The following is a 26900-nucleotide window of genomic DNA, read 5'->3' as shown; positions in this document are numbered from 1 at the left end:
CGACGGACAGACGCGTACCGGAGACAGACCTGCATCGGGAACAGACACGTGTTCGCTACTATATTCCAAACTTGAACATGTGAATGTTAATGAATGCCTGCGGTAATATGTTCACGAGATAGATGTCCGGGAGAGCAAGCGTGCACCGGGTGGCGACGTTGCTCGTCGTCGCTGCGGTCGTTTTTTCAGCAGGGGCAGTCGGGGTGACGACAGCAGAGACACCGGACGTAGCACGAGACGCCGTCGAACTCTCGGCTTGTACGTCGATTTCGGCCGCCGGCACGTACGTACTCGGCGACGACCTCTCGGCGGCGGAGTCCGACCCGTGTCTGCGCGTGACGGCCGACGACGTGCGCATCGTCGGTGACGACCGCACGCTCTCGGGCGACGGCGACGGTGTCGGCATCGTCGCCGACGGCGTGGCGAACCTCACCATCGAGAACCTCTCGGTCACCGAGTTCGAGACGGGCATCGAGTTCCGCGGCGTCAACGACGGGACGCTCCGTGGGGTCGCCGCCACCGACAACAGTAACGACGGAATCGTTCTCCGTTCGACGCGCGGCGTCCTCGTCGTCTCGACGCGTGCCGACGAGAACGTCGACGACGGCCTCGTGTTGGACAACGCCGACGAGAATCGCATCGTGAACAGTGCGTTCCGCCGTAACGGCGGCGACAACGGCGGCGACGGCATCCTCCTGCGAAACGACTCGAACGACAACGTGATTCGGTTCAGCGTGACCGACGAGAACGTCGACGACGGCATCGACCTCGACAACGCCAGCGGCAACCTACTGGAGTCGAATCTCATCCGTTCGAACGTCGGGCTGGAGAACGCCGACGGCATCGAACTGCGTGACTCCGACGACAATATCATCCGGCGCAACACGGTGCGTGACAACCTCGACGACGGCATCGACGTCGCTCGCTCGAACGACAACGTCGTCGCTCGCAACACCGTCACTGGAAACCAGAACGACGGGATTCCGCTTGGAGCGGCTAAGAACAACCGCGTCGTCGACAACGTCGTCCACGACAGCGGCAGCGACGGCATCCTGCTGCGCGGCGAGGCGTCGAACAACCTCGTCCGACGCAACACGGTAACTGAGAGCGCCCGCGACGGCATTCTCCTTCGCCTCGGTGCCCGCGACAACCGCATCGTCAGAAACACCGTCGCCGACAGCGGCCGCGACGGTATCGTCCTCCGGAACGCGACGGCGAACGTCGTCCAAGGAAGCGTCGTCCGCGACAGCGGCGACGACGGTATCGAAATCGACTACGGCGGCGACCGAAACGTCGTCCAGCGCAACGAGGTGTTCGACAACGGAGCGGAAGGCGTTCGCTTCCACCGCTCGGCGGAGACGCGTCTTCTCGACAATCGGGTGTGGGCGAACGGGGCCGACGGCATCAACGTGACCGACGTTCGCGGCGCGGTGTTGGCGCGCAACGTCGTCAACGGAAACGCCGACAACGGTGTCGAACTCACCCGCGTCAGAGCGTCGGCGATACTCGAAAGTACGACCCGCGAGAACGGCGCGAACGGGATTCGACTCGACAACGTCCGGCGCGTCGTCGTCGCACTAACCGAGGGCGACGACAACGGCGACGGCGACGTGGCAGTCGTCGAATCGTCGAACGTCTGGACTATCGACCGCTCGGACCCCCGGTCGAATCCGGCAGTGCTCGAAGCGCTGATTCGGCGGGTGACCGGGTTGGACGTACAGGTCTAAAGAAGGTTGAAGCGGGCGAACGTGACGCGCCTACCGGATGATGTTCGATTCGAGGTCGCGCGGGAAGAACGTCAGCCACTCGGTGCCCTGTTCGGTGACGGCGATGGTGTCGGAGTGACGGTAGCCGAACTCGTCGGTGTAGATGCCGGGTTCGATGGTGTACACCTGTCCCGGTGCCATCTCGGCGTCGGCGGGGTCGTCTTGGGCTTCGTCCCATCCGCGGTCGATGTACGGCGGTTCGTGGCCGCCGAGGCCGATGTTGTGGCCGACGTGGTGCTGGGCGAGGTCCGAAACGCCTTGCTCTTCGAAGTAGTCCCAGACGACTTGGTCGACGTGGCTGATGGAGACGCCCGGACCGAGCGCGTCGATAGCGATGGTTTGGGCTTCGAGCATCAGTTCGAAGTAGTGTTCCTGCTCGTCGGTCGGGTCGCCGACGAACATCGTCCGCTCCAGTTCCGAGTGGTAGCCGTCGACGTTCGCCGACGCGCCGGTGACGAGGACGTCGCCCTCCGAGAGTCGCTCGTTCGGGGTGTGACCGTGTGGGAGTGCGGTTTCGGTGCCGCTGATGTAGCCGGCGTGGACCGGGCCGTTGCCGCGGACGCGGACCGAGTAGCGGTCGCCGAGCGTGTCGAGCATCGCGCGGGAGGCGTCGGTGGACGCTTGCTGGCTGACCGTCGCCGGGTGTGCGCCGACTTCGGTGTAGTCGGTGAGATAGCGGTGGCCGAGGTTCGCCCACTTCGCGGACTCGCGGATGAGGTCGACTTCCGCGTCTGTCTTCTCCCAGCGCATGCGACCGACCCAACTCTGGGTCTCGACGTCGAGGAACTCCGAGAGTTTCGGCCCCTCGTAGCCCATCACGCCGGGTGCGCCGTCTCCGTCGGCGGCCACGGCGTCGACGCCCATCCCGCGGAGCATCGAGACGGCCGTCTCGATTGGCTTGCCGCCGGGGTAGTCGAAGTAGTGGTGGACGGCGTCGATTCGGGGGTTCGGTTCGACACGTTCGACTTCGAGTCGCGGGACGGTGAGTTCGATGCGGTTCGGCGTCACCGCGAGAACGACGGGCCGTTCGGTCTGGATGTGGTGAAAGCCGGTGAGATATTCGATGCTGGTCGCGCCGAACCAGACGCCGGCGTCGGCGTCGGTGTCTTCGAGTGCGCCGCGGATGCTGTCGAGACGCGCCTCGAACTCCGAAGATGGAAGTCTGGTCGCCATGCAGCCACCTTCTCTGCACAGTTCAAAAGTATGGGGATGGGTGACGAGGACTTCCGGAATCTTCGAGGTCTCAGTGCGTTCCGATGTTCTCCGGAAACCTCCGAAAACGTCCGGGACCGTCGGTCTTCCGGCTCAGTTCACGTTCGTGTTCGACTCGTCGTCGACGACGTCCTCGGCTATCTCCTGCAGTTCGCGTTCGGTGTTGTACTCGTTCTCGCCGCCCGCTTCACCGGTCACCTCGCCGTACACTGCCTCCCGTACTTCCTCGACCGACTCGTACTCCTCGTCCTGTGCGAGTCGGTCGAAGACGCTGCCGAGCGACTCCGTCTCGTTCGGCATGTCGCCGGGTTGGCCGCCGTACTCCTCGGCGAGTTCCTCGCCGCGGACGGGGAACTTCTGGCCCTCCAGATGCCGGTCGACTTGCTCCATGATGTTCTCGACGCTGTCGGCGCGTTCGTCCTTTCGCTGTCGGGAGTTCTCGATGACGCTCTCGTGACTCGGGTCGGTCTGGGGCGTCTCGTCGGGTTCGTCGGCCATGGTTCGTAGTACGGCGCGGAGTCAAAAAGGCGTAGTGGCACCCGAAAACGAAAGCGGCCTAGAGGTCGACGCTCACCCAGTCGCTGTCGCCCCGAGCGGACTCGTACGCCGCCTCGGTAACCGCGGTGACGCGGAGGCCGTCCATCGGCGTCGCGGCCGGGGGCGTCCCCTCGCGGATGGCGCGGACGAACGACTGGGCTTTGTTCGGGTGTGAACGTCCGCCGAGATACATCGTGTGCGTCGTGCTGTCGGCGTCGATTTCGGAGAACTGACGCTCCTCCCACTCGCGGCCGTCGAGGTACACCGCCCCCTCGTCGTCCCAGATGTGGATGTGTTCGCGCGTGGCCGGCGTCTTCCCGTACACCGAGACGCTGGCGTTGGCTCCCTCCTCGAACTCTATCCACAGTTCCGCGCGTTCATCGACGCGCTGGTCGTCGTCGACGAACGTCATGTCCGCGCGGACGGCCGTCGGCGTGAGGTCCGTCGTCCAGAGGATGGCGTCGAGAATGTGACTGCCGGTGTCGTAGAGGTAGCCGCCGCCGCTGAGGTCGGGGTTCGCCCGCCACGTGCCGCTGAAGCGATCGACCCAGTCCTGGCTGATTTCGGCGGTTATCCACGTCGGCGTTCGGCCGCTCTCGGTCCAGCGCCGTCTCGCTTCGACGAACGCGGGGTTGAGGTGACGCTGGTAGCCGACCATCAGCACCTCGTCGGCGTTCTGCGTACGTTCGTAGAGGTCTCGCGCCTGTTCGAGGTCCGTCGTCAGCGGTTTATCACAGAGGACGTGTAGACCGCGTTCCAGTGCGGCGACGACTTGGTCGTAGTGGAGCGTGTGCGGCGTACCGATGAGTACTGCATCGAGGTTCTCGCCGTCGAGCATCTCCTCGTACTGTTCGTACCGCGCTTCCGGTGGGACCGAAAACTGCTCTCCGGCGTCCACGCGCGCGGACTCGGCCACGTCGCAGACGGCCGCGACACGGGCCTGCGGGTGATGAGCAAACTCGTCGCCGACGGTCGTGCCGATGTAGCCGAGACCGACGATACCAACTCGAATCGGGGCGTCGCTGTGTGTCTTCTCCGACATCGTGACCTGCACTCGTACAACGACGAATACGATAGTCGTTGGGTCGCCTCGCTGTTTCGTCGGGGTGCCGCGACGACTCCGACGTAGACGCCGACTCCCGACCTACCAGCGCTGGTGGACGTGGTCGCGGACGTGTTCGTCGTACACCTCGTGAACCAGTTCGTGTTGCTGGGCGGAGGGTTCGGGAAGGTCCGCGGCGGCGACGTTCTGCCGGATGTGGTCGGGAATCGTCGACCCCGGGATGACCGCGCTCACGGCGTCGAAGGAGAGAATCCAGCGCAGGGTGAACTGCGCGAGCGTCGCGTCGTCGGGGACGGCCGGTTCGAGCGCATCGGCGGCGCGAACGCCCGTCTCGAAGGGGACGCCGGCGAACGTCTCACCCACGTCGAACGCGTCGCCGTCGCGGTTGTAGTTGCGGTGGTCGTCTTCGGGGAACTCGTCGTCGGCCGACAGTTGGCCGGTGAGCAGCCCAGAAGCGAGAGGAACGCGGACGATGACGCCGACTCGACGGCGGAGCGCCTCCCGGAAGAACAGGTCGGCGGGCCGCTGCCGGAACGGGTTGAAGATGATTTGAACCGTCTCGACGCCGTCGTACTCGATGGCTTTCAACCCCTCTTCGACTTTCTCGACGCTGACGCCGTAGTGGTCGATTTTCCCCGCGTCCTTCAACTCCTCTAACGCCTCGAACGTCTCGGGGCGGTAGTACACCTCCGTCGGCGGGCAGTGCAGTTGGAGCAGTTCGAGCGAGTCGACGCCGAGGTTCTCTCGGCTTCGGTCGACGAACCGTTCGAGGTTCTCGTGATTGTAGCCGTCGGGTTCGTGGGGGTCGAGACGGCGGCCCGCTTTGGTCGCAACGGTCACGTCGTCGCGGGCGCCTTCCTCGTCCAACACCTCGGCGATGCGTCTCTCGCTCGCACCGTCACCGTACACGTCGGCGGTGTCGATGAAGTCCACGCCAGCGTCGAGCGCCGCGCGAACCGCCTCGCGGCCTTCTTCCTCCGTTACGTCGCCCCAGTCGCTGCCGATGTTCCACGTGCCGAGGCCGACTTCGGTCACGTCGTAGCCGGTGGTCCCGAGTTCACGATGTTGCATGACGTATCTGTGTGATAGCGGCGAAACGCCGTAAGTGTCCGTTCGCCGGTAAGCGCTGGGACGAACACAGCGTTCAGGGTCGTGCAGGCTGAACGACACGGCGTGGAGCAGTACGACACTGCCGAAGGCGACGACGTTCGAGTGGTGTTCGAGCGTGGTCGCCGTGTCGTCGTCGACGACCTCTCGCTCAGCCTTCGGCGTCGCCCGGACGAGGAGTGGGTCGACGGCGTCCTCACGACGAGTGACCACGCCGACATCGTCCACGAACTGTTCGCGCGCGAAGAACCGTTCCGGATTCGACTCGAACCTGTGGGGAGCGACGAAGCGGTGGTGTTCGAGAACTGCCGGTTTCTGAGTTCGAGTGGTAAGTGGACGACGGCCGGTGAGTGAACCGTTCTCCCTGTCCTCGTGAACGTAGTGAACGAGGCTCGTGACGAGCGGAGCGAAGTCACGGCGATTTGAACTCCCGAAGACATTCCGGGTCGCTTACTCCGTTCGCTCCCGGGCTGTGACTTCTGTGCTCAATCCGGGTCGACCGGATTCGCCCGAAAAGTCCGCTCTCCCCGATTTGAACGGGGGGCAAGCCGATCTACAGTCGGCTGCTCTGCCAGGCTGAGCTAAGAGCGGTGCCCTGTCGTACCGCATTCTGGGGTATAACGATTACTGTTCGGCGCGTCGTGCGTGAACGAATGGCGATGATTGGGCAAGATTGAAATACTGTCGCATGATTCCTCTCAACGAAGATGAGTAAAGTCACGTTCCGCGCGGACGACGACCTCGTCGAGCGACTGGAGGCGTTAGACGCCTCCAAAAGCGAGGTCATGCGGGAGGCGCTTCGCGCGTATCTCGACGCGTCGGACCGTGACGACGATATTGCGGGGACGGCAGCCACACCGACACCGGAACGAATCGACGACCTCGTCCGCGACCGGGTCGACGAACTCGTCGGCGAGTATCTCCGTCGGGCAGAGAACAGCCGTCCACAGGACGTAAACGTCAACATCAGTCTCGACGGAGCGGGAGACGACGAAGAGCGTAAGACAACCGTCGACGGCACCGAAGAGACCGACGAGAAATCCTGCAGTCAGTGCGGCGAAGAACTGTCCGACGGGCAGATGTACTGCCCGAATTGCGGCGAGAAAGCGTCTCGACGGCTGTTCTGTGACTGCGGCGACGAAGTACGTTCGGATTGGGCGTTCTGTCCGGGTTGTGGCCGTCGGACACCGGCGGCTGACGTACTCGAACGTCGTTGACGGACAACTGACGCCGCGTAAACACCGATTTTCGGCTGTGTCTTACAGTCGCCGTTACATTTATATCCTATCGGTCTGTGCTTACGTTCGCGTAAGACGGTCGTCTTACGTTCCGAACTCCGCGGGGCAAAGTCGCCCTCTTCGTGCGATTTCGGTGCGTGAGACGGTGTCGGGCATGCGCCCGAACGTCTTACCGGGGGAATGCAAATATGGAGCGTGTGACACTACGAATTCCGAAGCAGCAGATCGAGGAGGTCGAACAGATGGTGGAAACGGGAGAGTTCCCGAACCGCAGCGAAGCCATCCGTTCGGCCGTCCGCGAGATGCTCAACGAGCAGGCCGATGAACGCGACGCAAAACGTCCCGAGCGCACCAAGCGCAGCTGGGCGAAGGTGTAATCGATGCAAGACATCGTACAAGACGCACTCGAAAACGCCGAAGCCGAGCAGCGGGATATGGAAGCACAGTCCGACGACGACGAGTTCGGCGAACCCCGAATCGTCATCGTCGGCTGTGGTGGTGCCGGGAACAACACCATCAACCGCCTCTACAACATCGGCGTCGAAGGGGCAGACACCGTCGCTATCAACACCGACAAACAACACCTGAAGATGATCGAAGCCGACACGAAGATTCTCGTCGGCAAATCGTTGACCTCCGGCCTCGGTGCCGGGGGCGACCCCTCGATGGGTGAGCGGGCGACCGAGATGGCGCAGGGAACCGTCAAAGAGGTTCTCGGCAAAGCCGACCTCGTGTTCGTCACCGCCGGCATGGGTGGTGGCACCGGTACCGGTGCGGCCCCCGTCGTCGCCAAAATCGCCAAAGAACAGGGCGCAATCGTCGTGGGTATGGTCTCGACGCCGTTCAACGTCGAGCGTGCCCGCACGGTGAAAGCCGAGGAAGGCCTGGAGAAACTCCGCAACGAAGCGGACTCCATCATCGTCCTCGACAACAACCGCCTGCTCGACTACGTCCCGAACCTCCCGATTGGGAAGGCGTTCTCGGTGATGGACCAGATTATCGCCGAGACGGTCAAGGGGATTTCGGAGACCATCACCCAACCGTCGCTCATCAACCTCGACTACGCCGACATGTCCACCATCATGAACCAAGGTGGCGTCGCCGTGATGTTGGTCGGTGAGACTCAGGACAAGAACAAGACGGAGGAAGTGGTTCGCGACGCGATGAACCACCCACTGCTGGACGTCGACTACCGCGGTGCGTCGGGTGGTCTCGTCCACATCACCGGCGGCCCGGACCTCACGCTGAAGGAGGCCGAGGGCATCGCCGACAACATCACCGAACGCCTCGAAGCGAGCGCCAACGTCATCTGGGGCGCACGCATCCAAGAGGAGTACAAAGGCAAAGTCCGCGTCATGGCCATCATGACCGGCGTCCAGAGCGCGCAGGTTCTCGGCCCGACGACCCAGAAGCAGGCCGACCGCTCGCGTGCCAGCCTCGACGGCAATTCGGGTAGCTCGGAGTTCGAGACGAACCAGAACCGACAGCGTCAGACGAACACGAACCCCAACGGTTCGTGGCAGTCCGACGGCGGACGCGACGAGGTCGAACGGAACAACGGCCTCGACGTCATCCGCTAACGACCCGACTGTCTGCGGCCGGGTTCGCTGTTCTCTATCTTCGGTACGTTCACTTCGGCGAGCAACAGCCACGGCTACGAGTCGACCGGCAACAGAAAACAGGTGGGGAGGCGAGAGAACGACGGAGGCGAGACTCTATACCGCTTCGACAGCCTCGACGAGTTTGCACTTCCGGCAGACGGTGCCGCCGGTTTTCGACCCGCAGCGTTCACACTCGTTGAGTTCGACGTTCTCGTCGCCGTCGCCGCGGTACTGCTGGGCGGCCATCTGTGCGAGTTCTTCGTACCCGGCCATGATAGAGTGACGCGTCCCGGGATGGTTCTCTTCGAGTTTCAACAGCAACTGCTGAATCTCGCCGCGGTACGCCTCGCTCGCGTGTGGACACTCGGTGATATGCGCCGGGAGGTCCTTCAGATGCGCGTACAGCGCGACTTCTTTCTCGGGAACGTCGCGCAGTGGTTTCGCCCGAGGAACGAAGTCGTCGGTGAGCGCCCGCTCTTCGAATCCGCCGATGCTGGCGTCGAAGTGTTTTGCGACCTGGGTCACGTCGCCTTCGAGAAAGTTCATCAGCGCCGTCTGTGCCTCGTCGTCGAGGTTGTGACCTGTGAGCAGTTTGTCCGCGTCGAGTTCCTCGGCGTACTGTTCGAGGAGGTCGCGGCGGAACACGCCGCAGTACGCACACGGAGCCATGTTCTCGGGGTCTTTCTCCACCACGTCGTCCATGCGGACGCCGAGTTCCTCCTCGTAGGAGACGACCTCGTGCTGCAGCGAGAGGTCTTCGCAGAGTTCGACGGAGGCGTCGAGACTCTTGTCGCGGTAGCCTTCGATTCCCTCGTGGATGGAGAGCGCGACGAGTTCGATGCGGGGGTCCCGACCGAACGTCTCGTCCAGAATGTGGGTGAGTACGACGCTGTCTTTACCGCCCGACAGGCCGATAACCCACGTGTCTGGGTCGTCGGGACTCGCGTCGCGGGGGACGAGACTGTCCTCGCGGACGCGCCGTCGGACGCGCTTTTCGACCGAGGCGCAGAAGTGGTTCTCGCAGAGATGCGCCCCCGAATAACTCGCGACCATGACGGCGTCGCGGTCGCACTTGTCGCACTCCATTTTCGTGACCGTTGCCGTCTCACGCGTATGACCGTTTCGTCTCCGCGGAGTGCCTACAAATCGACATCCGAACTGACTTCCGGCGACCCTCCGACGGACGCGCATGAGCGAATCGCTGCGGACGCGTCTCTCCCGTCTCGGCTTCAACCTCCACCCCACGTATCGAAGCACCGGCGGCAGAGTCCGCTACATCGAACGCGACTGGAGTCGTATACAGGTCGAACTCCCGCTGACGTGGCGAACGAAGAACGTCTACGGCACGATGTTCGGCGGGAGCATGTACGCCGCCGTCGACCCGGTGTACGTCATCATGCTGAATCGGCGTCTCGGCGACGAGTTCACCGTCTGGGACCGCGCCGCGAACATCGAGTTCAAGCGGCCGGGAGACCGAACGCTGTACGCCGACTTCCGAGTTCCCGACGAGGAAGTCGAGGCGATTCGCGAGACGCTCGAACCTGGGGAGTCGACCGACCGCGAGTACGACCTCCAGTTGTTCGACGCCGACGGCGACGTGTACGCCGAGGTCTCGAAGACGCTGTACGTCCGCCGCGACGAGTGAATCGGTAACGGCGCGGTTCACGCGGTTCACCGACGACCGAAACGAGTACGCCCCGAGCTATTTCGCGCTGACTACGGTACAGTTCCTATGGCGAAGGTCGCAATCACCGGTGCAGCAGGAAACGTCGGCAGAGAGGCGCTACGTGCGTTCGAGAACACCGAGCACGAGGTGACAGCGATAACCCACCGTGAACACGACGATATCGACAGCGTCGTCCTCGACGTGACCGACGCGGAGGCGTTCTCGGAGGCGCTCTCCGGACACGACGTACTCGTCCACCTCGCCGCAAACCCCTCGCCGACCGCCGACTGGGACGGCGTCTTCGAGACGAACATCGACGGCACGCACAACGCTTACGAGGCGGCCGTCGAAAACGGCCTCGACCGGGTCGTCTTTTCCTCTTCGAACCACGCCGTCCACCAGTACAACGTCTCCGACGCCGACGACCCCGAGTCGATGACCGACCGCGTGCGAACCGTCCGCCCCGACGACCCGACGCTTCCGGACTCCTTCTACGGCGTCTCGAAAGTCTCCGGCGAAGCGCTGGGACAGTTGTACGCCGCGCGACACGACATCGACGTGGTCAATCTGCGCATCGGGTGGCTGCTCACTCCAGACGACCTCCGCGAGAAAGATGCCGACTCCGGCGTCGACTCGCAGTTCCTCCACGCGATGTGGCTCAGCCCCGCCGACTGTCGGCGCGTCGTTCGCGCGGCGACGACGGCGTCGCTGGAGGGCGACGGACTCGGCGACACCGGCGGCGAAGCGGTGACGGCCCACGGCGTCTCCGCGAACGACGGCCGATATCTCTCCTTGACCGAAACGCGACACGCAATCGGGTACCGACCGCGGGACAATTCGGCAGTCGAACTCGACGAGTGAACGACTGACTCACCGTTTCCGGCGTCAGTGCGCCGAGCCGTTTTCCAGACGCATCCCCATCGGTGCAGGTCCGGGTGTGTCGTAGCCCATCGCCGCGCCGAGGTAGAGTGCACTGTTTATGAGACCGATGTGGCTGAACGCCTGCGGGAAGTTTCCGAGTTGCCGACCGCTCTCGGAGTCGAGTTCCTCGGCGAGTAGTCCGAGTGGCCCCGTCCATTCGACGAGTCGCTCGAACAACTCGCGGGCGTCGTCGACGCGACCCGACAGCACCAGCGCGTCGACCAACCAAAAGGAGCAGAGGACGAACGCGCCCTCCTCACCGGGTAAGCCGTCGTCGCCGTCGTAACGGGCGACGAGTCCCGAGTCGTCTTCGAGGCGTTCCCGAATCGCTTCGATGGTCCCTTCGACGCGTTCGTCGTCGAACGGCAGGAAGCCGAGTACCGGGATAAGAAGCGCCGTCGCGTCCAGCGAATCGCCGTCGTACGTCTGGGTGAAACTGCCGAGTTCGTCGCTGTACCCGCGGTCCAGAACTTCCTCACGTATCTCGTCTCGCGTCTCGCGCCAGTCGTCGAGTGGCGCGTCGCGGTCGAACGTCTCCGCGAGTTCGATGCCACGGTCCAGTGCGACCCAGCACATCACCTTCGAGTGGACGAACTGCTTGGGGCCGTCTCGGACCTCCCAGATACCGGCGTCGGGGTCGGTCCAGACCTCGCGGACGTGTTCGATGATGCGACACAGCGCCGTCCAGTCGTCGGGCGTCACCGACTCGCCGTAGCGGGCCGTCTCCGCGACGGCGAGGACGAGTTGGCCGTAGATGTCGAGTTGCGTCTGACCGGCGGCGTCGTTGCCGACGCGAACCGGTTTCGAGCGCCGATAGCCGGTGAGATAGTCGCGCTCCTGTTCGTCGAGTTCCGTCTCGCCGTGAAGGCCGTACACCGGTTGAATCTCCGTCGGGTCGTCGACCTGACAGAGGCCGAGCAACCACTCGAAGTACGCCGACGCCTCGTCGACGTGGCCGAGGTTCGACAGCGCTTGGACGGTGAACGCGCTGTCGCGCAGCCAACTGAAACGGTAGTCCCAGTTGCGGACGCCGCCGATGTCCTCCGGCAGCGACGTCGTCGCCGCGGCGGCTATCGACCCTGCCTCGTGGTTCGTCAGCAGTTTCAGCGTCAGCCCAGACCGGACGGTGACGTCGTGCCACGGGCCGTCGAAGATACAGTCGGCGGTCTCACAGGAGTGAATCCACTCGCGCCAGTACTCGACTGTCGCATCGAGAACCGCTGTCGGGTCCGGGAGTTGCGGTGGCTGCGACGAGTCCGCAGAGTCCGCAGAGTCCGCAGAGTCGTCTGACTCCGGGTCGTCGGCGCGGAGAACGAACCACTCCGTCTCGTCGCGTTCGAGCGCCAGTGTTGTCGTCGCCGTATCTCGCTCTCCGGTCGAAAGCGGAGTCGAACAGTCGAGGTAGAGCGGAACGTATCCGTCGGGTCCGTCGTCGGTTACGGTCTCACACTCCTCCGGGTCGCCCTCGACAACCGCACGGACTCCCTGTTCGGTCCGCTCGAACCGTGCGCCGAGGCGGCCGTAGTCGAATCGGGGGGCGAACTCGACGCGCATATCGACGCTTCCCTCCGTACAGGCGACGCGACGGTACAAGGCTCGATGCGTTCCGGGCGTCTCATCGGGTATCGGCATGAAGTCGGTGACCGTCGCGGTGCCCGAGTCGGTGTGAAACGTCGTCTGGAGGACGTTCGTCCGCGAGAGATACTGTCGTTCGGCATCGAACTCGCCGACGGGGCCGATACGGAATCGACCGCCCCGGTCGAGGTCGAGCATCGAAGCGAACACCGACGCCGAATCGAGCGCCGGAAACGGAAGCCACTCGACGGAACCGTCGGGGGCGACGAGTGCACAGGTTTCGAGGTTACCGACGACGCCGTACTCGCCAATCGGTGTGAACGCGGCCCGCACTGGTTAGCTCCGGACGAGTCGGCTGTCGGTCGAACAGTCGGAACCTGTCGGCAAGGCCGTGACGGACGGAGAGGTGTGTGAGTCGGACGCGGGCACGCGGTAGAACATCTACCACAGATAGGGGTGGAGTCAACAAAAGCGCTGTCTCCCCGGTGACTCGGTCGAATGTCGAATGTAGAGCCGATTGCGGTCGGAAACCGTTTTGCCTGCGGGGTACGGATGCTCCGACGATGGAGCGACAGGAAGCTCTCGACCGCGTCGAAGCACTCGTCGATACGGTCGAATCCGAGACGATGCCCGTGCCGGTCCGCGAGATATGGGTGTACGGCGACGTGGCGCTCGGACTCGACCCCATCGACCGCCTCGACGTCTACCTCACGAAGGATATCATGATGCGCGGTGACGCGGACGAGAAACGGGCGGCCGAGTTGGAGCGCCGATTCGGTGTCAAGGGCATCGGCAAGAGCGTCTCCGCCGACTGGGCCGAGCAGTTCCCCGAGTCCGTCCGCGCCAACGACAACGGCTACGCCGCCCCCGAGAAATGCCTCGCCGCCCACCTGCTCGACGACGGCGAACCCGTCCACCTCGAAGTGTGCAACGCGAGTTTCGACGACAACGTCACCCAGCGTCTTCGAGGGGCCGTCGCCCGCGACGCCTACGAGGAGATTCTCGACCCTCGCGGCGTCTGTCTCTGGTTAGAGGGTCAACGCGGCGACGAAACGCTCGAAAAACTCCGCGGCGGCGAACTCCCCTTCCCGACGCTTTCGGGTGCCTTGGAGATGCTCGGGATGGACGACGAGGAGGCACAAACCGCCGCGTCGCGGATGCGCGAGTACCGCGCCGAACAGACCGGGACGACCGTCCGCGGCGACGTGGTCTGAGCCGACTCGACCGTTCGAAACACCTGACAGTCCGACGTTCTATTTTCCTCGGCCGTGACCCTCGATTCGATGAGTCGAGAACACACGTCGAGACGACGGTTCGTCCGTATCGCAGGTGCCGTAGGCGTCACCACCACAGTCGGACTGGCTGGCTGTTCGGCACCCGGTGGCGAAGGAGAAGAGGGTGAGGGTGGCGAAGGCGGAGAAGGCGGAGAAGGGGAAGAAGGCGGAGAAGGTGGCGAGGGTGGCGAGGGTGGCGAGGGTGGCGAAGAAGACGACTCGCTCACCGGTCCGAACGCCGGCGAGTAATCTCAATCCAACACCCGTCCGACGGTCACGTCGAACGGAACTACTTCTGCGCGCCGGTACTGACCGGCCTGCATCTGGTCGACCACCGACCGGCCCATCTCGCGCCACTCGGCGCGGAGTGCGTCGAACTCCGAGTCAGAAAGCGTCTGCCGGAGTTCCGTCTCGTATCTGTCGAGACCCTCGCCGGTCGCTTTCAGCCGCGCGCTCTTCACGTCGCCCTCGCTGTACGGTGGTTCGACGACCTTCCGTTGGTGGTGGCGGCGCGTCCGAATATCGGAGAGACCCGCGTCGGCGAACAGGTCCGAAACTCGGTCGCCCAGCGAAACGTCGGTCTCTACCCCGTCGAGATACGCTTCACGGACGCTGCGTTCGAGCGTTACCTCGGCGGCGACGGAAGAGTCGACGCCCACCGAGGCGTTGTCGGGTTCGACGGCCGCGACGAGGTCCGAGGAGGCCCGAGCAAACGCCGAAACCGCTTCGCTCGGGGACGGGAGATTGCTCAAAAGCGCCTGACAGACGACGAGGTCCGCGGCGTCGTCGACGACGGGAAGGCGAGTCGCGTCGCCGCCGATGACCGAGATTCCGGCCTGCTCGCGGGCGACACGGAGCAGGCGCGGGTCGGCGTCGACGCCGACGACCGCTGCGTCGGGTGCGTCTTCGGCGAGAACGCGGGCGAGTTCGCCCGTCCCACAACCGACGTCGAGAATCCGGTCCCGGTTCGGCAAATCGAGATCGGCGAGTGCCTCGCGTGACCCGCCCCACATTCCCTCGCGGGTGCGTTCGAGATACTCGGCGGTGAACCGGCGCATGACTCGCTGTTCGGTGACGCCGCCCATAAGCGAGGGGATTCGTCGTCGAAAGGCCCAGCAGCTAAGAGAAAAGCGTTAGTTCTCGCGGAGTTCCTTCACGCGAGCGATGTCCCACTCGAAGCCTTTCTCTTCGCCGTTCGGCGTCTCCAAGACGAGCGGCACGTCCGCGAGGTCCGGGTGGTTGACGAACGCGTCCATCCCTTCCTCACCGATGTAGCCCTCGCCGATGTGTGCGTGTTCGTCTTTGTTCGTCCCGCACTCGTGTTTCGAGTCGTTCAGGTGGACGCATTTGAGATGTTCGAGGCCGATTACGTCGTCGAAGGCACTGACAGTGTCATCGACGCCTTCGGCCGTCGAGAGGTCGTAGCCCGCGGCGAACGCGTGCGCCGTGTCGAGACAGACGTCGATATCGAGGTCGGAGTTCTCGATGACGGTGGCGAGATGTTCGAAGTCGCCGCCGAGTTTCGTGCCGCTGCCGGCGTCGCTCTCAACGAGCACCGTCACGCCGTCGGGGACGTCGAGTTCCTCCAGCGCCGACGCCGCGTTTTCGAGGCCTTGGTCGACGCCCGCGCCGGTGTGCGCGCCGAGGTGGACGTTGACGTACTCGACGCCGAGTCGAGACGCGGCGTCGACCTCCTTCTGCATCGAGTCGATGGATTTCTCGCGGAGGCCGTCTTTCGGCGTACAGAGGTTGACGAGATACGACGAGTGGATGACCCACGGGCCGTCGAGTTGCTCTGTCGTCTCCTCGCGGAACGTCGCCGCGTCCTCGTCGTCTATCTCGGTGTGTTTCCACACCTGTGGAGAGTGGGTGAATATCTGTCCGCAGTTGCCACCGACGTTCGTCTGCCGTTCGACGGCGTTGTCGACGCCGCCCGCAATCGAGACGTGTGCTCCGACTCGCATATCAGCGCCGAAGAATCCGACGGGCATAGGAACTTCGGAGTCGCGGTGACGATGCCACTCGGTCCATACCGAGACACGAACAGCTAACCTGTTGCAATCAAAGAGAGTTCCATGGCCGAACAAATCGGCGTCGACGTGGGCGACTCCGCCCCCGACGTCACCGGGCAACTCGTTCGACCCGACGGTGAGGTAGAAGACGTGTCGCTGTCGACACTGGCGGCGGAGAAACCGGTGTTGTTGTCGTTTTACACCGCGGATTTCAGCCCCGACTGTATCGAAGAGTGGTGTTCGTTCCGCGACTTCGACTGGTTTTCGACCGGCGAGCAGGTACAGGTCGTCGGCGTGAGCAAATCCGGCGCTCGAACCCACAAACAGTTCATCAAACGCCTGAATCTCGGCTTTCCGCTGTACACTGACGGTAACCTCGCTATCGCGGAGGCGTTCGGCGTCGCTTACCGAGCGTTCGGTCTCTCACGCCGCTCGCGGCGCTCCTGTTTTCTCCTCGACGAGTCGATGACGGTTCGGTACAAATGGGTCGGCGAACACTGGTTAGACCCGACGCGCGACACGCCGCCGGTCGGCGAGATTCACGACGCGATTCAGGCTGAACTCGGCGACGGCGGGGCGGAGACGTTCGGGTTCTGACGGCTACCGCGACTCGGCGCGTCGTTGCACCCACTCCTCGCTCTCGTACTTCTCTTGTGCACGCGCTCTGGCCCGCTCCAGTTCCTCGTCGGTCCACTGACCTTCCTCGGCGTCGACCCACTCACCGAGGGCGGCTTCGAGCGCCGACACCGCGTCTTCCCGGGAGATGTCCGCCTGTTCGTCGATACCCGTGACGCGTTCGCGGAAGCGTTCGGCGTCGATACCGGGGTCGGCGAACACGCCCAGATGTTCGTCGGCGAGGACGCTGTAGGTCAACGACCCGTGTTGGATGACGGCGTCGCGCCGGCGGTACTGTGCGTTTCCGCTGATTTTCCGCCCGCCGGCGACCACGTCGTGGGCGGGGTGGAGTTCCCGGAGGTAACACGCCGGCTGGTGGATAGCCGGCAGTTCCTCGTCGGCGAAGTCGGCGGCGACGCCCATCCGCTCGAAGCCGTCGAGGACGGGCGTACAGAGCAGGTGATAGCAGTCGAGCAGTCGACTCGGGAGTTCGTCGGCGGGGGCGGTGATGGAGTAGGAGATGTCGCCGAACTCATCGTGGTAGATGCCGCCACCACCGGTCTGACGGCGTGTGACGGTGACTTTCTCGTCCTCGCAGAACGCCCAGTCGACCGTCTCGGGCTCTTGTCGATAGCCCAGAGACAGCGTACTCGGCTCCCACTGGTAGACGCGAACGGTTCGCGGGCCGCCGTCGGCGGCCGTCTCGGCGGCGATTTCGTCGAGCGCCATGTTCATCGGCCCCGACCGGGACTCCTCGCGGACGAGTCGCCACTGTCGGTCGGCCGGCGCGTCGTCTGTCATAGCCGGCGGTAAGCAGGAACGGCGGAAAGCGGTTACGGCGTGCGTCGAGAAGGGAGAGACCGAGAGAACGAGATAAGCGAATCGTCCGCTTACGGGCCGAACTGTTCGACGGCGTAGGCGGCGAGATGGCCGTGGGCGCGGCGGAGACGCTCCGAGAGCGCCTGGTGGCTGATGTTCAGGTCGGCGGCGAGTTCGGAGAGTTCCGCCCCGCGGGGCACCTGATAGTAGCCGCCGTCGAGCGCTACCCGGAGCGCCTCGCGCTGGGAGGCGGTGAGACCGAACGTGTCGTCTACGTCCGACCCGTTACGGGCGGTGTCGAACTCCCGAATCCGCTGGACCGAGAAGCCCGCGGCTTCCTCCTCGGTGACGCGAAGCGTCCGCGAGAGCGAGTCACGGTGTGGAAAGAGGATGCGGAACGTCCAAGCGTCGTTGCGAGCGGAGGCGTTCATGATGGTCGCCCCCTCGTCGTCGAGTAGTCGTGCGACCGGTTCGAAGCCTTCCGCCCAGTCGAGTCGGTAGAGTCGTCGTTCGCCCTGTTCTTTAAGGAGAGCGGCGTCGGTGAGCGTGTGGTCGGTGGCGAGCGCTTGGTCCAGTGCGCCCCAGTCGTCGCACCGCATCCAAACGAACGCGAGCAGGCGGTCGGTGCCGTGGGCGGCGACCGACTCCGCTTCGATTTCGAGACCCGGCACGCTGGCGAGCGTGCTCTGGAGTGGAAACTGCTCGGTCGGATGTTCGAGGGTTGCGACGACGCTCATAACACCGAGATACGTGCTCGAAGGGGATTAGTAATGGGCCGGATACGCAGAACAGTTTGGATTACTGGGTGCTTTCGTCGGCGGAACGGTTGTTCGGACGCGCGTAATCTCGGCCTGTTTCGTCGTGTTCGTCGCCCCCGTTGGGTGTTCTCGGTGCGGGTCGAACGCCGGAACTCGGGCGAGCGCCTCGTGTCTCCTGTGCCCGTCGCTGGCGGCGTAGCGCCCGTTCGCGCGTCTTCTCGTCCCACTCCGTGAGGAGTCCGTACTCCAGCATGGTCTCCATTCCGGCGAGCGCCGCCCGCAGTTGCACCCCGACGAGTGGGATGTCCGCGACGGTGATGACGAGGTCCGCCTGTATCATCGCGCCCTTGGTGAGCAACACGTCGACGAGGTCGACGACCGCGTCGTCGTCCCGACGGGTCGGCCGCACGTTACGCCCCACCTGCTCCGGGGCCGACGTCGGTCGTGTCGGCGTTACTCTCGGTCGATTCGCCGTTACCGTTTCCTTCGTCGCCGAGCGACGGCGCGAACGTATACGGTGGCCACGGGCCGGTGTACTGCACCGCCGTCGTCTCGGGGTCGGCCTCCACGTCGTCGAGTACGTCGCCGATTGGAATCTCGTTTTGTTTCGGTGCGAACACAGCGACCCGGAGCGTCGGGCCGTCGTCGGACTGCCGGTCGGACCCCTGGTCGTCTTCGAGCGACACCGACGGGCGGCCGAGTTCCTCCATCCGGTCGATTAGCGGGTCGAGTCGCTCGACGAGGTCGCTCACTCGCGCTTCCCGCTCGCCGTACACGAGGTCCGAGAGCCGTTTGTCGTACTGCTTCTGGAGCAGATACGATGTCCCTTCCGAGGAGTCCTCCAGTTTCTCGGCGAGTTCGCGCAGTCGGTCGTCGTTCGATTCCACCGTCTCCGCCAGCGCGTCCTCGTCCCATCCGACCTCGATGCGGTACTCCCACTTGCCCGAGAGTGCGTCGAGATGCTTTCTCTGGGTGTCTGCCGTCTCCGTCAGCCACCGTTCGACCGCCTCGTCGCCGCCTTCGACGACCGTCCCGAAGCGAAACGGGAGCGGCGTCCCGAACGCCTCGCCCGCTGCGTCGACGACGTGTTGATGTCTGAGCAGCGACCGCTTGACCGACGAGAGGTCGGCCGGGTTCGGTGTCCGCTCACAGCGATGGACGACGGCACCGACGCCGTCGCTCGTCACGAGGTAGGCTTCCGCTCCGTCGACGCCGTTCGGTTCGGACCAGTCGTCTCGCTCGTCGCTTTCGTCTTCTTCGACGGCGACGACGCAGTAGACGTATCGTCCGTCCGAGACACTCGTTCCGGGGTCGGCCGTCGGTGCGCTCACCGTGAGTCGACCCCCGGTCTGCTGTCGTCGAGGTCCAACAGCGCGTCGCTCACGAGACCGTCGAGGTCACCGCGCAGGCGGTCCACGTCGTCGCCGACGCCGACTTCCTCTTTCAACCGGTCGATTTCGGCCTCCAGTTCCGCGAGGTGGCTGCCGAGGCGCTCTATCTCCGCGTCGGTGAGCGATTCCGATTCCATGCGCCGAATCGCCTCGCGTTCGAGCGCGTCGACGAGTATCTCGACGACGGCGATGACGAGTGCGAACAGGCCGTCTGAAGCCTCGTCACCGTCGATATCAACCGTCGGCATCGTCACCTCCCGATTCGGTGGTCGCTTCGGTCGTCTCGGTCTCTTCGTCGTCGGCGTCGTCCTCTTCGGCCGTTTGCGACGTTTCATCGTCGCTGCTTTCGCCTGCTCCCGAGTCGTGGGTGTCGTCGGTCCCCTCGCTCGATTCGTCGTCACCGGCGTTCGCTGCGTCGATGACCGGCGCGAGTGGCCCGTTCTCGTCCCCGGGAAGCGCGTCGCGGCCAGACGCCGCCTCGACGCGGTCCATGTTGGTTCCCTCTGGGAACTGCAAGCCGTACTGGGCGGCCGTTTCGAACGAGGCGATGGCCGCGCGGAGTTCGATGCCGAGCAGTTCCGTCTGCCCGACGGAGACGACGATGTCGGCGTTGATGACGATACCTTTGTCCAGAAGCATCTCGACGACGTCCGCCAGACTGTCGCTCGTTCGGGTGGGGCCGGCACTACTCATCGGCCTTCTCCTCCTCGAACCGCGGACCGTAGATTCGCTTGTGGCCCTCCACGCCGGAGTGTCGAACCTGCTTCGGGACCGTCGAAAACCGTGTCGCGCCGACGGGTGACTGCGATTTCGGGAGCAACGACCGAGCGGTCGGGTTCCGGGAGTTGTTCGTCGAACTGGCCCGCTGGCGGAACCGCTTCTCGTTGTACTTCCGTAGTCGGTCCAGTTTCTGGTGGGCGGCGACGATACCTCGGCGGAACTCCTCGACGGCCGCGCTCAACTCCGACTGAATCACCGCCTGCGACATCTCCGTCTGGACCATCGACATCTCCTCGTCGCCTCCCAACAGTGAGTCCCCGAACGACTCGCCGAACAGGTCGTCGTCGCCGTTTTTGTCTTCGTCCCCGTCGTCGTCGGTCTGAACCATCCCGTCGTCGGTGAACGCGTCGACGGCTTCCTCCAGTTCGGCGTACTCCTCGCGCGTACGCTGGAGGTCCGTCTCGGTCAACAGCGTACTCAAGTTGATGAGTTGCACGAGTTTCGAGACGTTCACCGCGGCGCGCGGATTACTGTCGGCGAGCGCCTCCGGCAGTTCTTCGAACGAAATCGCCTCCGGTAGTTCGTCGACGTTCACGGTGTCGAGAAGTGTCGAGAGTTCGATTTCGTCGAGTAGCTCGGCCGCTTCGACGGCGACGTCCACGAGCAAGTCGAGGTCGGTCGCTATCTGTTCGCCTGTGGACCCTTCCTCGCCGTCGCCGTTGCCGTCGTCGGTGAGGCGGCCCAGAATCTCGACGGCCGTCTCGTACAGGTCGTCGACATCGGCGAGCGCATCCATCGGTCCGTCCGCGGACTCGGTCGCCGAATTCGCATCCGAGTCGGATGTGGTTTGCTCGCTCACGGTTCGGTCTCCAGTTCGAGTCGTGCTCGGAGGATGTGGTTTCGGACGGCGGTCTCGACGAGTCGCATCGGGCGGTCGAACTTCACTCGTCCGACTGGGTCGTCGTCGACAGTGACCACGAGCGTCCGGTCGGCCTCGCGGAGTTCCGCGTCGATACGCGACGCCGAGATGCCGGGGATATCGGCGACGACGTGGTAGCCGTCGTCGTCGACGCGACTGTCGAGGTGGACGCGTTCGGGGTCGAACGACTCGTCGGAGGGGGTGCGGTAGGTCCGGTCAGTTCGGTCGGGTCCGTTCTCCGGTCGGTCGGTGATACCCGTCCGAATCGAGTAGCCGAAGTCGAAGTCGGCCGGTCCGGAGCGGCCGCCCCCGGTTCCGACACGTCGGGTCTCGTCGTCTCTGTCCATCGCCGCCAGCGTCTCCAGAAGCGACTGGACCCGCGCGACGATGCCGCGGGAGGGCCACTCTTCGGGTTCGCCGGGGTCGTCGCTGTGTCTATCGACTGGGTCGTCGCTCACGCCTGTGCCACCTGTACGTTACCGCTGAGCAGTTTCTGTTGCATCTCTTTGGCCAGTTCGAGGTCTTCTCGTAGTTGTTCGCTCCGCGTTTCGTACGTCTCTCTGTCCAACTCGCCGAGTTCGTACAGCAGTCGGGTCTCTTTCAGTTCGTCCTGAATCGTCCCTACGTCGTACACTTCCTTGACCGCCATCGTGTGCAGCGTGTCCGCGATGGTGACGAAGGGCCGTATCAACAGGTCGTCGATGATGAACATCACTGCGCCCCGATTTCGATGTCGACGAAGTTGTACGGCGCCCACGGCCCCGTGTACTGTACTTTCAGTTCACCCTCGTACGTCTCGGTCACGTCGCCCATCACCTCGCCGAACGCCTCGCGGTCCTCGTGGGCGACGAGATAGGAGTCGTTGACGACGAGGCGGTCGCTGAACAGGTCGTTCTCGGCGCGTTGGTCGCTTACCGCGCCGAGACGCTCGGTCACGTCCTCGCGGACGGCGTCTCGGTCGATTTCGACGCCCTCCTCGGTGACGAGTTTGACGCCGAGTTCGACCTTCCCGTCGACGTTCATCAGCGCCCGGCGGAACGCGCGCTGTCCGCCGCGGAGGACGCCTTTCAGCGCGCGGCCGTTTTTGAACGTCATCCCGAAGCGCATCGGAACCACGGTTCGGTCTTCGATGACCGCCTGAAGCACGTCGTCGTGGAGGCGGGCGTTCTCGTCGGTTTCCTCGGGTTCCATCGTCTCGATGTCGGAGACGATAGCCGAGTACCGTCGGTAATCGACGGTGTACACCGTCGTCGCGTCGTCGACGCCCGGGAGGTCCATCTCGAACGACCCGTCGTCGGTCACCCCGTACGTGTAGAGATACTGAGTCATGGGAGCTTCGACTGCCGTTGCCGTCAGTATCGGCGGCAATCCAGTGTACCCTTGTGCCGGCAGGTGCAGGGTGTTTATACGCGGACGACCGACAAACTTCGAACACGTTCCGCCGAACGGATATGTACTCCCTGCATTTGCAGGCCAAGTGGCTAACGTTGCAGTCGTGGTTCATACGGTACGATGCAGAATACTCCAGACAGCACGAGTCTCGCGGAAGTGCTCGACCGCATTCTCGACAAAGGTATCGTCGTCGACATCTGGGCACGGGTGTCGGTCGTCGGTATCGAGATACTCACCGTCGAGGCTCGTATCGTCGCCGCGTCCGTCGACACGTTCCTGCACTACGCACACGAGATATCGAAGATAGAGCAAGCGACGTCCGGGGAGGGCGACTACGACATCAACGAAATCGAAGTCGATACGCCTACGCACCCGAACGAACCGACGACGTAAGTCGGCGTACTCGCGCCGACGGGCGGTCCGGGCAGGACCCACGGCAAAAACTGAGGAATCCGACCGGAGCCACCGATGCCAGAGTTAGACCCAACCGAACACACAGTCGACGAACTCGAAGACGAACTGCAGGAGATAGACGACCAAGCGACGCTTCGCGACGCCTACGAGGCCGAACAGTCGGGAGAAGACCGTTCGAGCGCCAAGGAAGCGATTCGTCGGCGGTTGGACGAAGTCGCCGAGGGAGAACCGCAACCGGAAGCCGACGGCTCCGGAGACGAAGACGAGGACGAAAGCGACGAGAACGACTCGTCGAACCAAAGCGAAACCGCCGACATCATGTCGGTCAAGGAGTCGGTGCGAAACGTCGCCACCGAACTCATCGGCCACGAACTCGACGGCGTCACCGAACTCCGTCGAGTCGACGACGGCTGGGAGGGCGTGGTCGAGGTCATCGAACGGCCGTCCGTGCCGGACACCCAAGACATTCTGGGCGCGTACGAAATTCAACTCGACGAGGGTGGGACCGTGACGGGCTACCGCCGCGTCGACCGGTACCGCCGCGCCGACACCGACCGAGAGGAACACGTGTAGGCGATGGCGGATTCGGCGACGCTCGCGTTGTTTCTCTGCTGCGGAGTGCTGTGTCTCGACGCCGCCCACGGCGCGCACGGCCGCTACCGAGTCGGGTTCCTCGCCGGAGCGACGGCGATGTGGCTCGCAGCGTTGTCGGCGGCGGGCGTCGAGTCGGTGCTGACGCCGCTTTTCGCACAGTTGCTCGTGGTCGGCGTTGTCCTCGGCACGCTCGTCGCCTCGGCGACGGGCGTCGCGTACGCGGTCCGCGGTCGGCGGACGAAGCCTGCCTGACATCGCTTCGTCTTCATCGACAGAGAGTCCGAGCCCACAGACGTTCGGGTAGCCGGGACACTCCTATCCCCGTTAATTAAGCTTATCTGATATGTAACTGTACGAACTCGTGAATTCACATGAGTTCACTAGTCGTGCTGTCGTTCGACGATATCGACGGCGCTGAGGCGGCCAGAGAGAAGTTGTACCAACTCCAGAAACGGGAGCTGATTACGTTGGAGGACGCAGCAGTCGTCCAGCGCAACGAGAACGGGAAAGTGAACGTCAAGCAGGCGCACAGCCTCGTCGGCGCAGGTGCGCTCGGCGGCGCGTTCTGGGGCCTGCTCATCGGGACGCTGTTTTGGATGCCGTGGCTCGGCGCCGCCGTCGGTGCCGCCTCGGGAGCACTCGGCGGGAAGTTCAGCGACATCGGCGTCGACGACGAGTTCATCGAAGAAGTCAGCGAGAGCATCGAACCCGGGCACTCCGCACTGTTCCTGCTCGCACGGGACGCACAGGTCGAACGCATCAAAGACGAGATGGACGAGTTCGAGTTCGACATCATCGAGACCAACCTCTCGCCGGACGACGAGGACAATCTCAAGGAACTGTTCGCCGCAGAAGGTGTCTCAGGGTAGCCGAAGCACGAATCGCCACCCACCGCAACGATTTTGGAGATGAGAGGTTCGAACGGCGCGATTCTTACGGGCGTTTCGTCGGCGAGACACGTCTCGCCGTCAGCGCTCGAGCGTCGTTTCGAGCGCCGCGTCGAACTCTCTGTTTCTCACTACCGGCGGGGTATCGTCGTCGAACGTGTACGAGCCATCCGAGAGCGCCGCCCGAAGGGATTCGAGCGCCGCCTCCCGGCAGATGGCTTCGATTTCTGCACCGGAGGCACCCTCGGTTTCGGCCACCAAGGTTTCGAGCGAAACGTCGGAGGCGAGCGGTTTCTCCGCGGTGTGAATCTCGAATATCTTTCGGCGGGCCTCGGCGTCGGGCAGGCCGACTTCGAGTTGGTAGTCGAGACGCCCCGGCCGGAGCAACGCCTCGTCGATGAGGTTGCGACGGTTCGTCGCCGCGACGATGCTGACGTGTTCGAGCGGGTCGATGCCGTCGAGTTCGGTCAGTAGTTGGGAGACGACGCGGTCGGTGACGCCCGAACTACCCGCGGAGGCCCCGCGTTGGCCCGCAATGGCGTCTATCTCGTCGAAGAACAGGACACAGGGAGCGTGCGTCCGCGCCTTCTCGAACAGTTCACGGACGTTGCGCTCGGATTCGCCGACCCAGCGGTTCATCAGTTCGGGCCCCTTCACGGAGATGAAGTTACAGTGCGTCTCGCTGGCGACGGCACGCGCCAACAGCGTTTTGCCGGTCCCGGGTGGCCCGTACAGGAGCACACCCGCGGCGGGTTCGATGTCCAACTGCCGATAGGTCGACCCGTGGTTCAGCGGCCACTGGATGGACTCGCGGAGTCGTTGCTTCACGTCGTGGAGGCCGCCGACGTCGTCCCACCCGACGGTCGGCACTTCGACGGCGATTTCGCGCATCGCCGACGGTTCGACCTGTGTGAGCGCGTGGTCGAAGTCGTCGACGGTGACGACGAGGTCCGCTGTCGGCAACGCCGCGGCCGCCGACACCGTCGAGAGGTCGAACTGTCTGTCGATGCGCTGGGCGGCGTGCATCCCCGCTTCGACGACGAGTGTCCGGAGGTCCGCGCCGACGAACCCGTGGGTTCGAGCGGCGTAGTCGTCGAGTGCTACGTCTTCGGCCAGCGGAATCTCGCGGGTGTGGATGTCTAAAATCGCGCGCCGGCCCGAGCGGTCCGGAACGCCGATTTCGAGTTCGCGGTCGAACCGCCCGCCGCGACGAAGCGCCGAATCGAGGTCGTCGAGGCGATTCGTCGCCGCGAGAACGACCACGTCGTCGCGGCCGCTGAGGTCGTCGAGATGCGTCAGCAGTTGCGGGAGCAGTTGACTCTCGGTGGGTCTCGCCCGTCTGTCGTCGCGCTTGCGGGCGATAGCGTCGATTTCGTCGATGAAGACCACCGAGGGAGATTCGGCCCGCGCCTCCTCGAACGCCTCACGGAGGGCGTCGGCGGCGACGCTGCGCATCGGACCGGCGAGTTCCGAGCCGTTGAGGTGGACGAGCGTCGTCTCCATCTCGGTGACGAGCGCTGTCGCCATGAGCGTCTTGCCGGTTCCCGGTGGCCCGTGTAACAGCAGTCCCGAGGGTGCTTCGACGCCGAGACGGTCGAACAGGTCGCGGTGTTCGATGGGGAGGCCGACGAGTTCGCGCATCTGTTCGAGTTCGGCGTCCAGTCCTCCCACCTCCTCAAGCGACTTCGTCGACGCGTCGGGGGTGTGTCGAACGTCCCAGAGTTCGAGGTCCTGCGCCACCTCGACTTCCGTCTCTTCGGTGACCACGACCGGTCCAGCGGGGTAGAGTTCGGTCGGGCGAATCGGCAGATGCTGTTCGGCGTCGCCGTCGTCGATATCGAGTGCGAGTGCGACGGGAGTTCCTTCGACGAGCGGTCGGCCGACGAGACGGGGTTTGACGACCGCGGCTTGGTCGCCGGCGAGGTTGACGACCGTCGGCAGACGGACCGTGACGCTGTCGGCGCGAGCAACCGAAACGTCGTCGACGGTGACGCGGTCACCGAACTCGATGCCCAGCAAGTCCCGGAGGTAGTGGTCGATGCCGACCACGGGGAGTCGGTCGTCGTCCTCGTAGGTGCTTCGCGTCACCCGTGCGTACGCTTTCGACCCGGAGGCGGTCGACAGTCGGATAACGTCACCGTCATCAAACGAACTGCGTCGGAGCGCAGCGGGCGAGATAGCCGCGTAGCCGCGGGCCGCGAGGTTGAAATCGAGCGTCTTCGCAACGAATTGCACAGTCCGACGAGGAGGAGTGTCGGAATAAGTGTGCTCCCACGTCTCACTCGACGACGGCCGAGCACCCGTCGGGTCAGCGTTAGCCGCGTCGAGCGTCGGTCGTGTCGACAGTTTGTGTCAACCAAAAAACGCCTAGAGCGTGAAGACCGACGAATCTCCGATAACGATACGAGAAATGTAACGG

At 64.1% G+C, this 26900-nt stretch carries 32 protein-coding genes, 1 tRNA gene and 1 pseudogene; 14 read left to right on the top strand and 20 right to left on the bottom strand.

Annotation, left to right across the window (positions count from 1 at the left end; translation table 11 throughout):
- Positions 1 to 122: 122 nt before the first annotated feature.
- Complete coding sequence (locus AUR64_RS04715; RefSeq protein ID WP_082230575.1) at positions 123 to 1727, top strand: right-handed parallel beta-helix repeat-containing protein; 1605 nt, start codon at positions 123 to 125, stop codon at positions 1725 to 1727.
- A 30-nt stretch (positions 1728 to 1757) separates the two neighbouring features.
- Here the strand turns inward: AUR64_RS04715 and AUR64_RS04710 are convergent, their stop codons facing one another.
- The 4 genes from AUR64_RS04710 to AUR64_RS04695 form a co-directional block, all read right to left on the bottom strand.
- A complete protein-coding gene (locus AUR64_RS04710) occupies positions 1758 to 2939 on the bottom strand; it encodes a M24 family metallopeptidase (protein WP_058580774.1) in 1182 nt (393 codons plus the stop codon).
- 132 nt (positions 2940 to 3071) lie between these two features.
- A complete protein-coding gene (locus tag AUR64_RS04705) occupies positions 3072 to 3476 on the bottom strand; it encodes a DUF5789 family protein (RefSeq protein WP_058580773.1) in 405 nt (134 codons plus the stop codon).
- Between the two features lie 58 nt (positions 3477 to 3534).
- On the bottom strand, positions 3535 to 4557 hold the full coding sequence (locus AUR64_RS04700; protein ID WP_058580772.1) for a Gfo/Idh/MocA family protein: 1023 nt from the start codon (positions 4555 to 4557) through the stop codon (positions 3535 to 3537).
- A 102-nt stretch (positions 4558 to 4659) separates the two neighbouring features.
- The gene (locus AUR64_RS04695; protein WP_058580771.1) at positions 4660 to 5649 is read right to left on the bottom strand and encodes an aldo/keto reductase; all 990 of its coding nucleotides are present in this window, start codon (positions 5647 to 5649) and stop codon (positions 4660 to 4662) included.
- 102 nt (positions 5650 to 5751) lie between these two features.
- Here AUR64_RS04695 and AUR64_RS04690 point away from each other — a divergent pair, with 102 nt between their 5' ends.
- A complete protein-coding gene (locus AUR64_RS04690; RefSeq protein ID WP_058580770.1) occupies positions 5752 to 6039 on the top strand; it encodes a hypothetical protein in 288 nt (95 codons plus the stop codon).
- 163 nt (positions 6040 to 6202) lie between these two features.
- Here AUR64_RS04690 and AUR64_RS04685 read toward each other — a convergent pair.
- Positions 6203 to 6276: transfer RNA gene (locus AUR64_RS04685), tRNA-Tyr, on the bottom strand.
- A 116-nt stretch (positions 6277 to 6392) separates the two neighbouring features.
- On the opposite strand from AUR64_RS04685, the gene AUR64_RS04680 reads away from it, so the two are divergent.
- The 3 genes from AUR64_RS04680 to ftsZ all read left to right on the top strand — a co-directional run bounded on the left by AUR64_RS04680 (position 6393) and on the right by ftsZ (position 8503).
- Entirely contained in the window at positions 6393 to 6902 is a 510-nt protein-coding gene (locus tag AUR64_RS04680) for a zinc-ribbon domain-containing protein (protein ID WP_058580769.1), read from the top strand.
- A gap of 209 nt (positions 6903 to 7111) precedes the next feature.
- On the top strand, positions 7112 to 7300 hold the full coding sequence (locus tag AUR64_RS04675; protein WP_058580768.1) for a ribbon-helix-helix domain-containing protein: 189 nt from the start codon (positions 7112 to 7114) through the stop codon (positions 7298 to 7300).
- Between the two features lie 3 nt (positions 7301 to 7303).
- Positions 7304 to 8503, top strand: a complete 1200-nt coding sequence (gene ftsZ / locus AUR64_RS04670) for a cell division protein FtsZ (protein WP_058580767.1) — start codon at positions 7304 to 7306, stop codon at positions 8501 to 8503.
- A gap of 135 nt (positions 8504 to 8638) precedes the next feature.
- Here the strand turns inward: ftsZ and ncsA are convergent, their stop codons facing one another.
- Positions 8639 to 9610, bottom strand: coding sequence for a tRNA 2-thiolation protein NcsA (gene ncsA / locus AUR64_RS04665; protein WP_058580766.1), 972 nt, complete (start codon positions 9608 to 9610; stop codon positions 8639 to 8641).
- Between the two features lie 103 nt (positions 9611 to 9713).
- On the opposite strand from ncsA, the gene AUR64_RS04660 reads away from it, so the two are divergent.
- The gene (locus AUR64_RS04660; protein ID WP_058580765.1) at positions 9714 to 10169 is read left to right on the top strand and encodes a PaaI family thioesterase; all 456 of its coding nucleotides are present in this window, start codon (positions 9714 to 9716) and stop codon (positions 10167 to 10169) included.
- Between the two features lie 87 nt (positions 10170 to 10256).
- Positions 10257 to 11051, top strand: a complete 795-nt coding sequence (locus AUR64_RS04655; protein ID WP_058580764.1) for an NAD-dependent epimerase/dehydratase family protein — start codon at positions 10257 to 10259, stop codon at positions 11049 to 11051.
- Between the two features lie 24 nt (positions 11052 to 11075).
- Here AUR64_RS04655 and AUR64_RS04650 read toward each other — a convergent pair whose 3' ends face one another.
- Positions 11076 to 13019, bottom strand: a complete 1944-nt coding sequence (locus tag AUR64_RS04650) for a glycoside hydrolase family 15 protein (protein ID WP_058580763.1) — start codon at positions 13017 to 13019, stop codon at positions 11076 to 11078.
- 230 nt (positions 13020 to 13249) lie between these two features.
- Here AUR64_RS04650 and AUR64_RS04645 point away from each other — a divergent pair, with 230 nt between their 5' ends.
- A complete protein-coding gene (locus tag AUR64_RS04645; protein WP_058580762.1) occupies positions 13250 to 13900 on the top strand; it encodes a DUF7095 family protein in 651 nt (216 codons plus the stop codon).
- A 69-nt stretch (positions 13901 to 13969) separates the two neighbouring features.
- Positions 13970 to 14209 carry a hypothetical protein gene (locus AUR64_RS04640; protein ID WP_058580761.1) on the top strand — a complete coding sequence of 80 codons (240 nt, stop codon included), beginning with the start codon at positions 13970 to 13972 and terminating at the stop codon, positions 14207 to 14209.
- A 2-nt stretch (positions 14210 to 14211) separates the two neighbouring features.
- Here AUR64_RS04640 and AUR64_RS04635 read toward each other — a convergent pair whose 3' ends face one another.
- Together AUR64_RS04635 and AUR64_RS04630 are read right to left on the bottom strand one after the other, a co-directional pair.
- Positions 14212 to 15018: a class I SAM-dependent methyltransferase gene (locus AUR64_RS04635; protein WP_082230597.1), complete on the bottom strand. Its 807-nt coding sequence runs from the start codon at positions 15016 to 15018 to the stop codon at positions 14212 to 14214.
- Between the two features lie 75 nt (positions 15019 to 15093).
- Positions 15094 to 15924, bottom strand: coding sequence for a deoxyribonuclease IV (locus AUR64_RS04630; RefSeq protein ID WP_058580862.1), 831 nt, complete (start codon positions 15922 to 15924; stop codon positions 15094 to 15096).
- Between the two features lie 111 nt (positions 15925 to 16035).
- On the opposite strand from AUR64_RS04630, the gene AUR64_RS04625 reads away from it, so the two are divergent.
- Positions 16036 to 16569, top strand: coding sequence for a redoxin domain-containing protein (locus AUR64_RS04625; RefSeq protein WP_058580760.1), 534 nt, complete (start codon positions 16036 to 16038; stop codon positions 16567 to 16569).
- 3 nt (positions 16570 to 16572) lie between these two features.
- On the opposite strand, the gene AUR64_RS04620 is transcribed toward AUR64_RS04625, so the two are convergent.
- The 10 genes from AUR64_RS04620 to AUR64_RS04575 all read right to left on the bottom strand — a co-directional run bounded on the left by AUR64_RS04620 (position 16573) and on the right by AUR64_RS04575 (position 22523).
- On the bottom strand, positions 16573 to 17388 hold the full coding sequence (locus AUR64_RS04620) for a lipoate--protein ligase family protein (RefSeq protein WP_058580759.1): 816 nt from the start codon (positions 17386 to 17388) through the stop codon (positions 16573 to 16575).
- Positions 17389 to 17477: 89 nt separating this feature from the next.
- On the bottom strand, positions 17478 to 18143 hold the full coding sequence (locus tag AUR64_RS04615) for a helix-turn-helix domain-containing protein (protein WP_058580758.1): 666 nt from the start codon (positions 18141 to 18143) through the stop codon (positions 17478 to 17480).
- A gap of 61 nt (positions 18144 to 18204) precedes the next feature.
- Positions 18205 to 18573 (bottom strand): gas vesicle protein GvpM, encoded by a 369-nt coding sequence (gene gvpM / locus AUR64_RS21370; protein WP_071391206.1) that lies wholly within the window; start codon positions 18571 to 18573, stop codon positions 18205 to 18207.
- 1 nt (position 18574) lies between these two features.
- A complete protein-coding gene (gvpL, locus tag AUR64_RS04605) occupies positions 18575 to 19495 on the bottom strand; it encodes a gas vesicle protein GvpL (RefSeq protein ID WP_058580757.1) in 921 nt (306 codons plus the stop codon).
- Entirely contained in the window at positions 19492 to 19803 is a 312-nt protein-coding gene (locus AUR64_RS04600) for a gas vesicle protein K (RefSeq protein WP_058580756.1), read from the bottom strand. The genes gvpL and AUR64_RS04600 overlap by 4 nt, the downstream gene beginning before the upstream one ends.
- Positions 19790 to 20248 carry a gas vesicle protein GvpJ gene (gvpJ, locus tag AUR64_RS21365; protein ID WP_058580755.1) on the bottom strand — a complete coding sequence of 153 codons (459 nt, stop codon included), beginning with the start codon at positions 20246 to 20248 and terminating at the stop codon, positions 19790 to 19792. Before gvpJ ends, AUR64_RS04600 begins: the two co-directional genes overlap by 14 nt.
- Positions 20241 to 21134, bottom strand: a complete 894-nt coding sequence (locus tag AUR64_RS04590; protein ID WP_155120520.1) for a hypothetical protein — start codon at positions 21132 to 21134, stop codon at positions 20241 to 20243. The genes gvpJ and AUR64_RS04590 overlap by 8 nt, the downstream gene beginning before the upstream one ends.
- A complete protein-coding gene (gene gvpH, locus AUR64_RS04585; RefSeq protein ID WP_058580753.1) occupies positions 21131 to 21652 on the bottom strand; it encodes a gas vesicle protein GvpH in 522 nt (173 codons plus the stop codon). Before gvpH ends, AUR64_RS04590 begins: the two co-directional genes overlap by 4 nt.
- On the bottom strand, positions 21649 to 21906 hold the full coding sequence (gene gvpG / locus AUR64_RS04580; protein WP_058580752.1) for a gas vesicle protein GvpG: 258 nt from the start codon (positions 21904 to 21906) through the stop codon (positions 21649 to 21651). The genes gvpH and gvpG overlap by 4 nt, the downstream gene beginning before the upstream one ends.
- Positions 21906 to 22523, bottom strand: coding sequence for a GvpL/GvpF family gas vesicle protein (locus tag AUR64_RS04575; protein ID WP_058580751.1), 618 nt, complete (start codon positions 22521 to 22523; stop codon positions 21906 to 21908). The genes gvpG and AUR64_RS04575 overlap by 1 nt, the downstream gene beginning before the upstream one ends.
- A gap of 183 nt (positions 22524 to 22706) precedes the next feature.
- Here AUR64_RS04575 and gvpA point away from each other — a divergent pair, with 183 nt between their 5' ends.
- The 4 genes from gvpA (at position 22707) to AUR64_RS04555 (ending at position 24463) form a co-directional block, all read left to right on the top strand.
- On the top strand, positions 22707 to 22979 hold the full coding sequence (gene gvpA / locus AUR64_RS04570) for a gas vesicle protein GvpA (RefSeq protein ID WP_058580750.1): 273 nt from the start codon (positions 22707 to 22709) through the stop codon (positions 22977 to 22979).
- Between the two features lie 75 nt (positions 22980 to 23054).
- Positions 23055 to 23573: a gas vesicle protein GvpO gene (locus tag AUR64_RS21220; protein WP_058580749.1), complete on the top strand. Its 519-nt coding sequence runs from the start codon at positions 23055 to 23057 to the stop codon at positions 23571 to 23573.
- 3 nt (positions 23574 to 23576) lie between these two features.
- A complete protein-coding gene (locus AUR64_RS04560) occupies positions 23577 to 23846 on the top strand; it encodes a hypothetical protein (protein WP_058580748.1) in 270 nt (89 codons plus the stop codon).
- A gap of 152 nt (positions 23847 to 23998) precedes the next feature.
- Entirely contained in the window at positions 23999 to 24463 is a 465-nt protein-coding gene (locus AUR64_RS04555; RefSeq protein WP_205628374.1) for a DUF1269 domain-containing protein, read from the top strand.
- Between the two features lie 201 nt (positions 24464 to 24664).
- On the opposite strand, the pseudogene AUR64_RS04550 reads toward AUR64_RS04555, so the two are convergent.
- A pseudogene (locus tag AUR64_RS04550) lies at positions 24665 to 26716 on the bottom strand (AAA family ATPase); the annotation flags it as partial.
- Positions 26717 to 26900: the final 184 nt, after the last annotated feature.

The sequence above is a fragment of the Haloprofundus marisrubri genome (genome assembly GCF_001469955.1).
In the GTDB taxonomy this organism is placed as follows: domain Archaea; phylum Halobacteriota; class Halobacteria; order Halobacteriales; family Haloferacaceae; genus Haloprofundus; species Haloprofundus marisrubri.
Note: the sequence above shows the minus strand (reverse complement) of the source record. Positions and strands in the feature narration are given on the sequence as shown.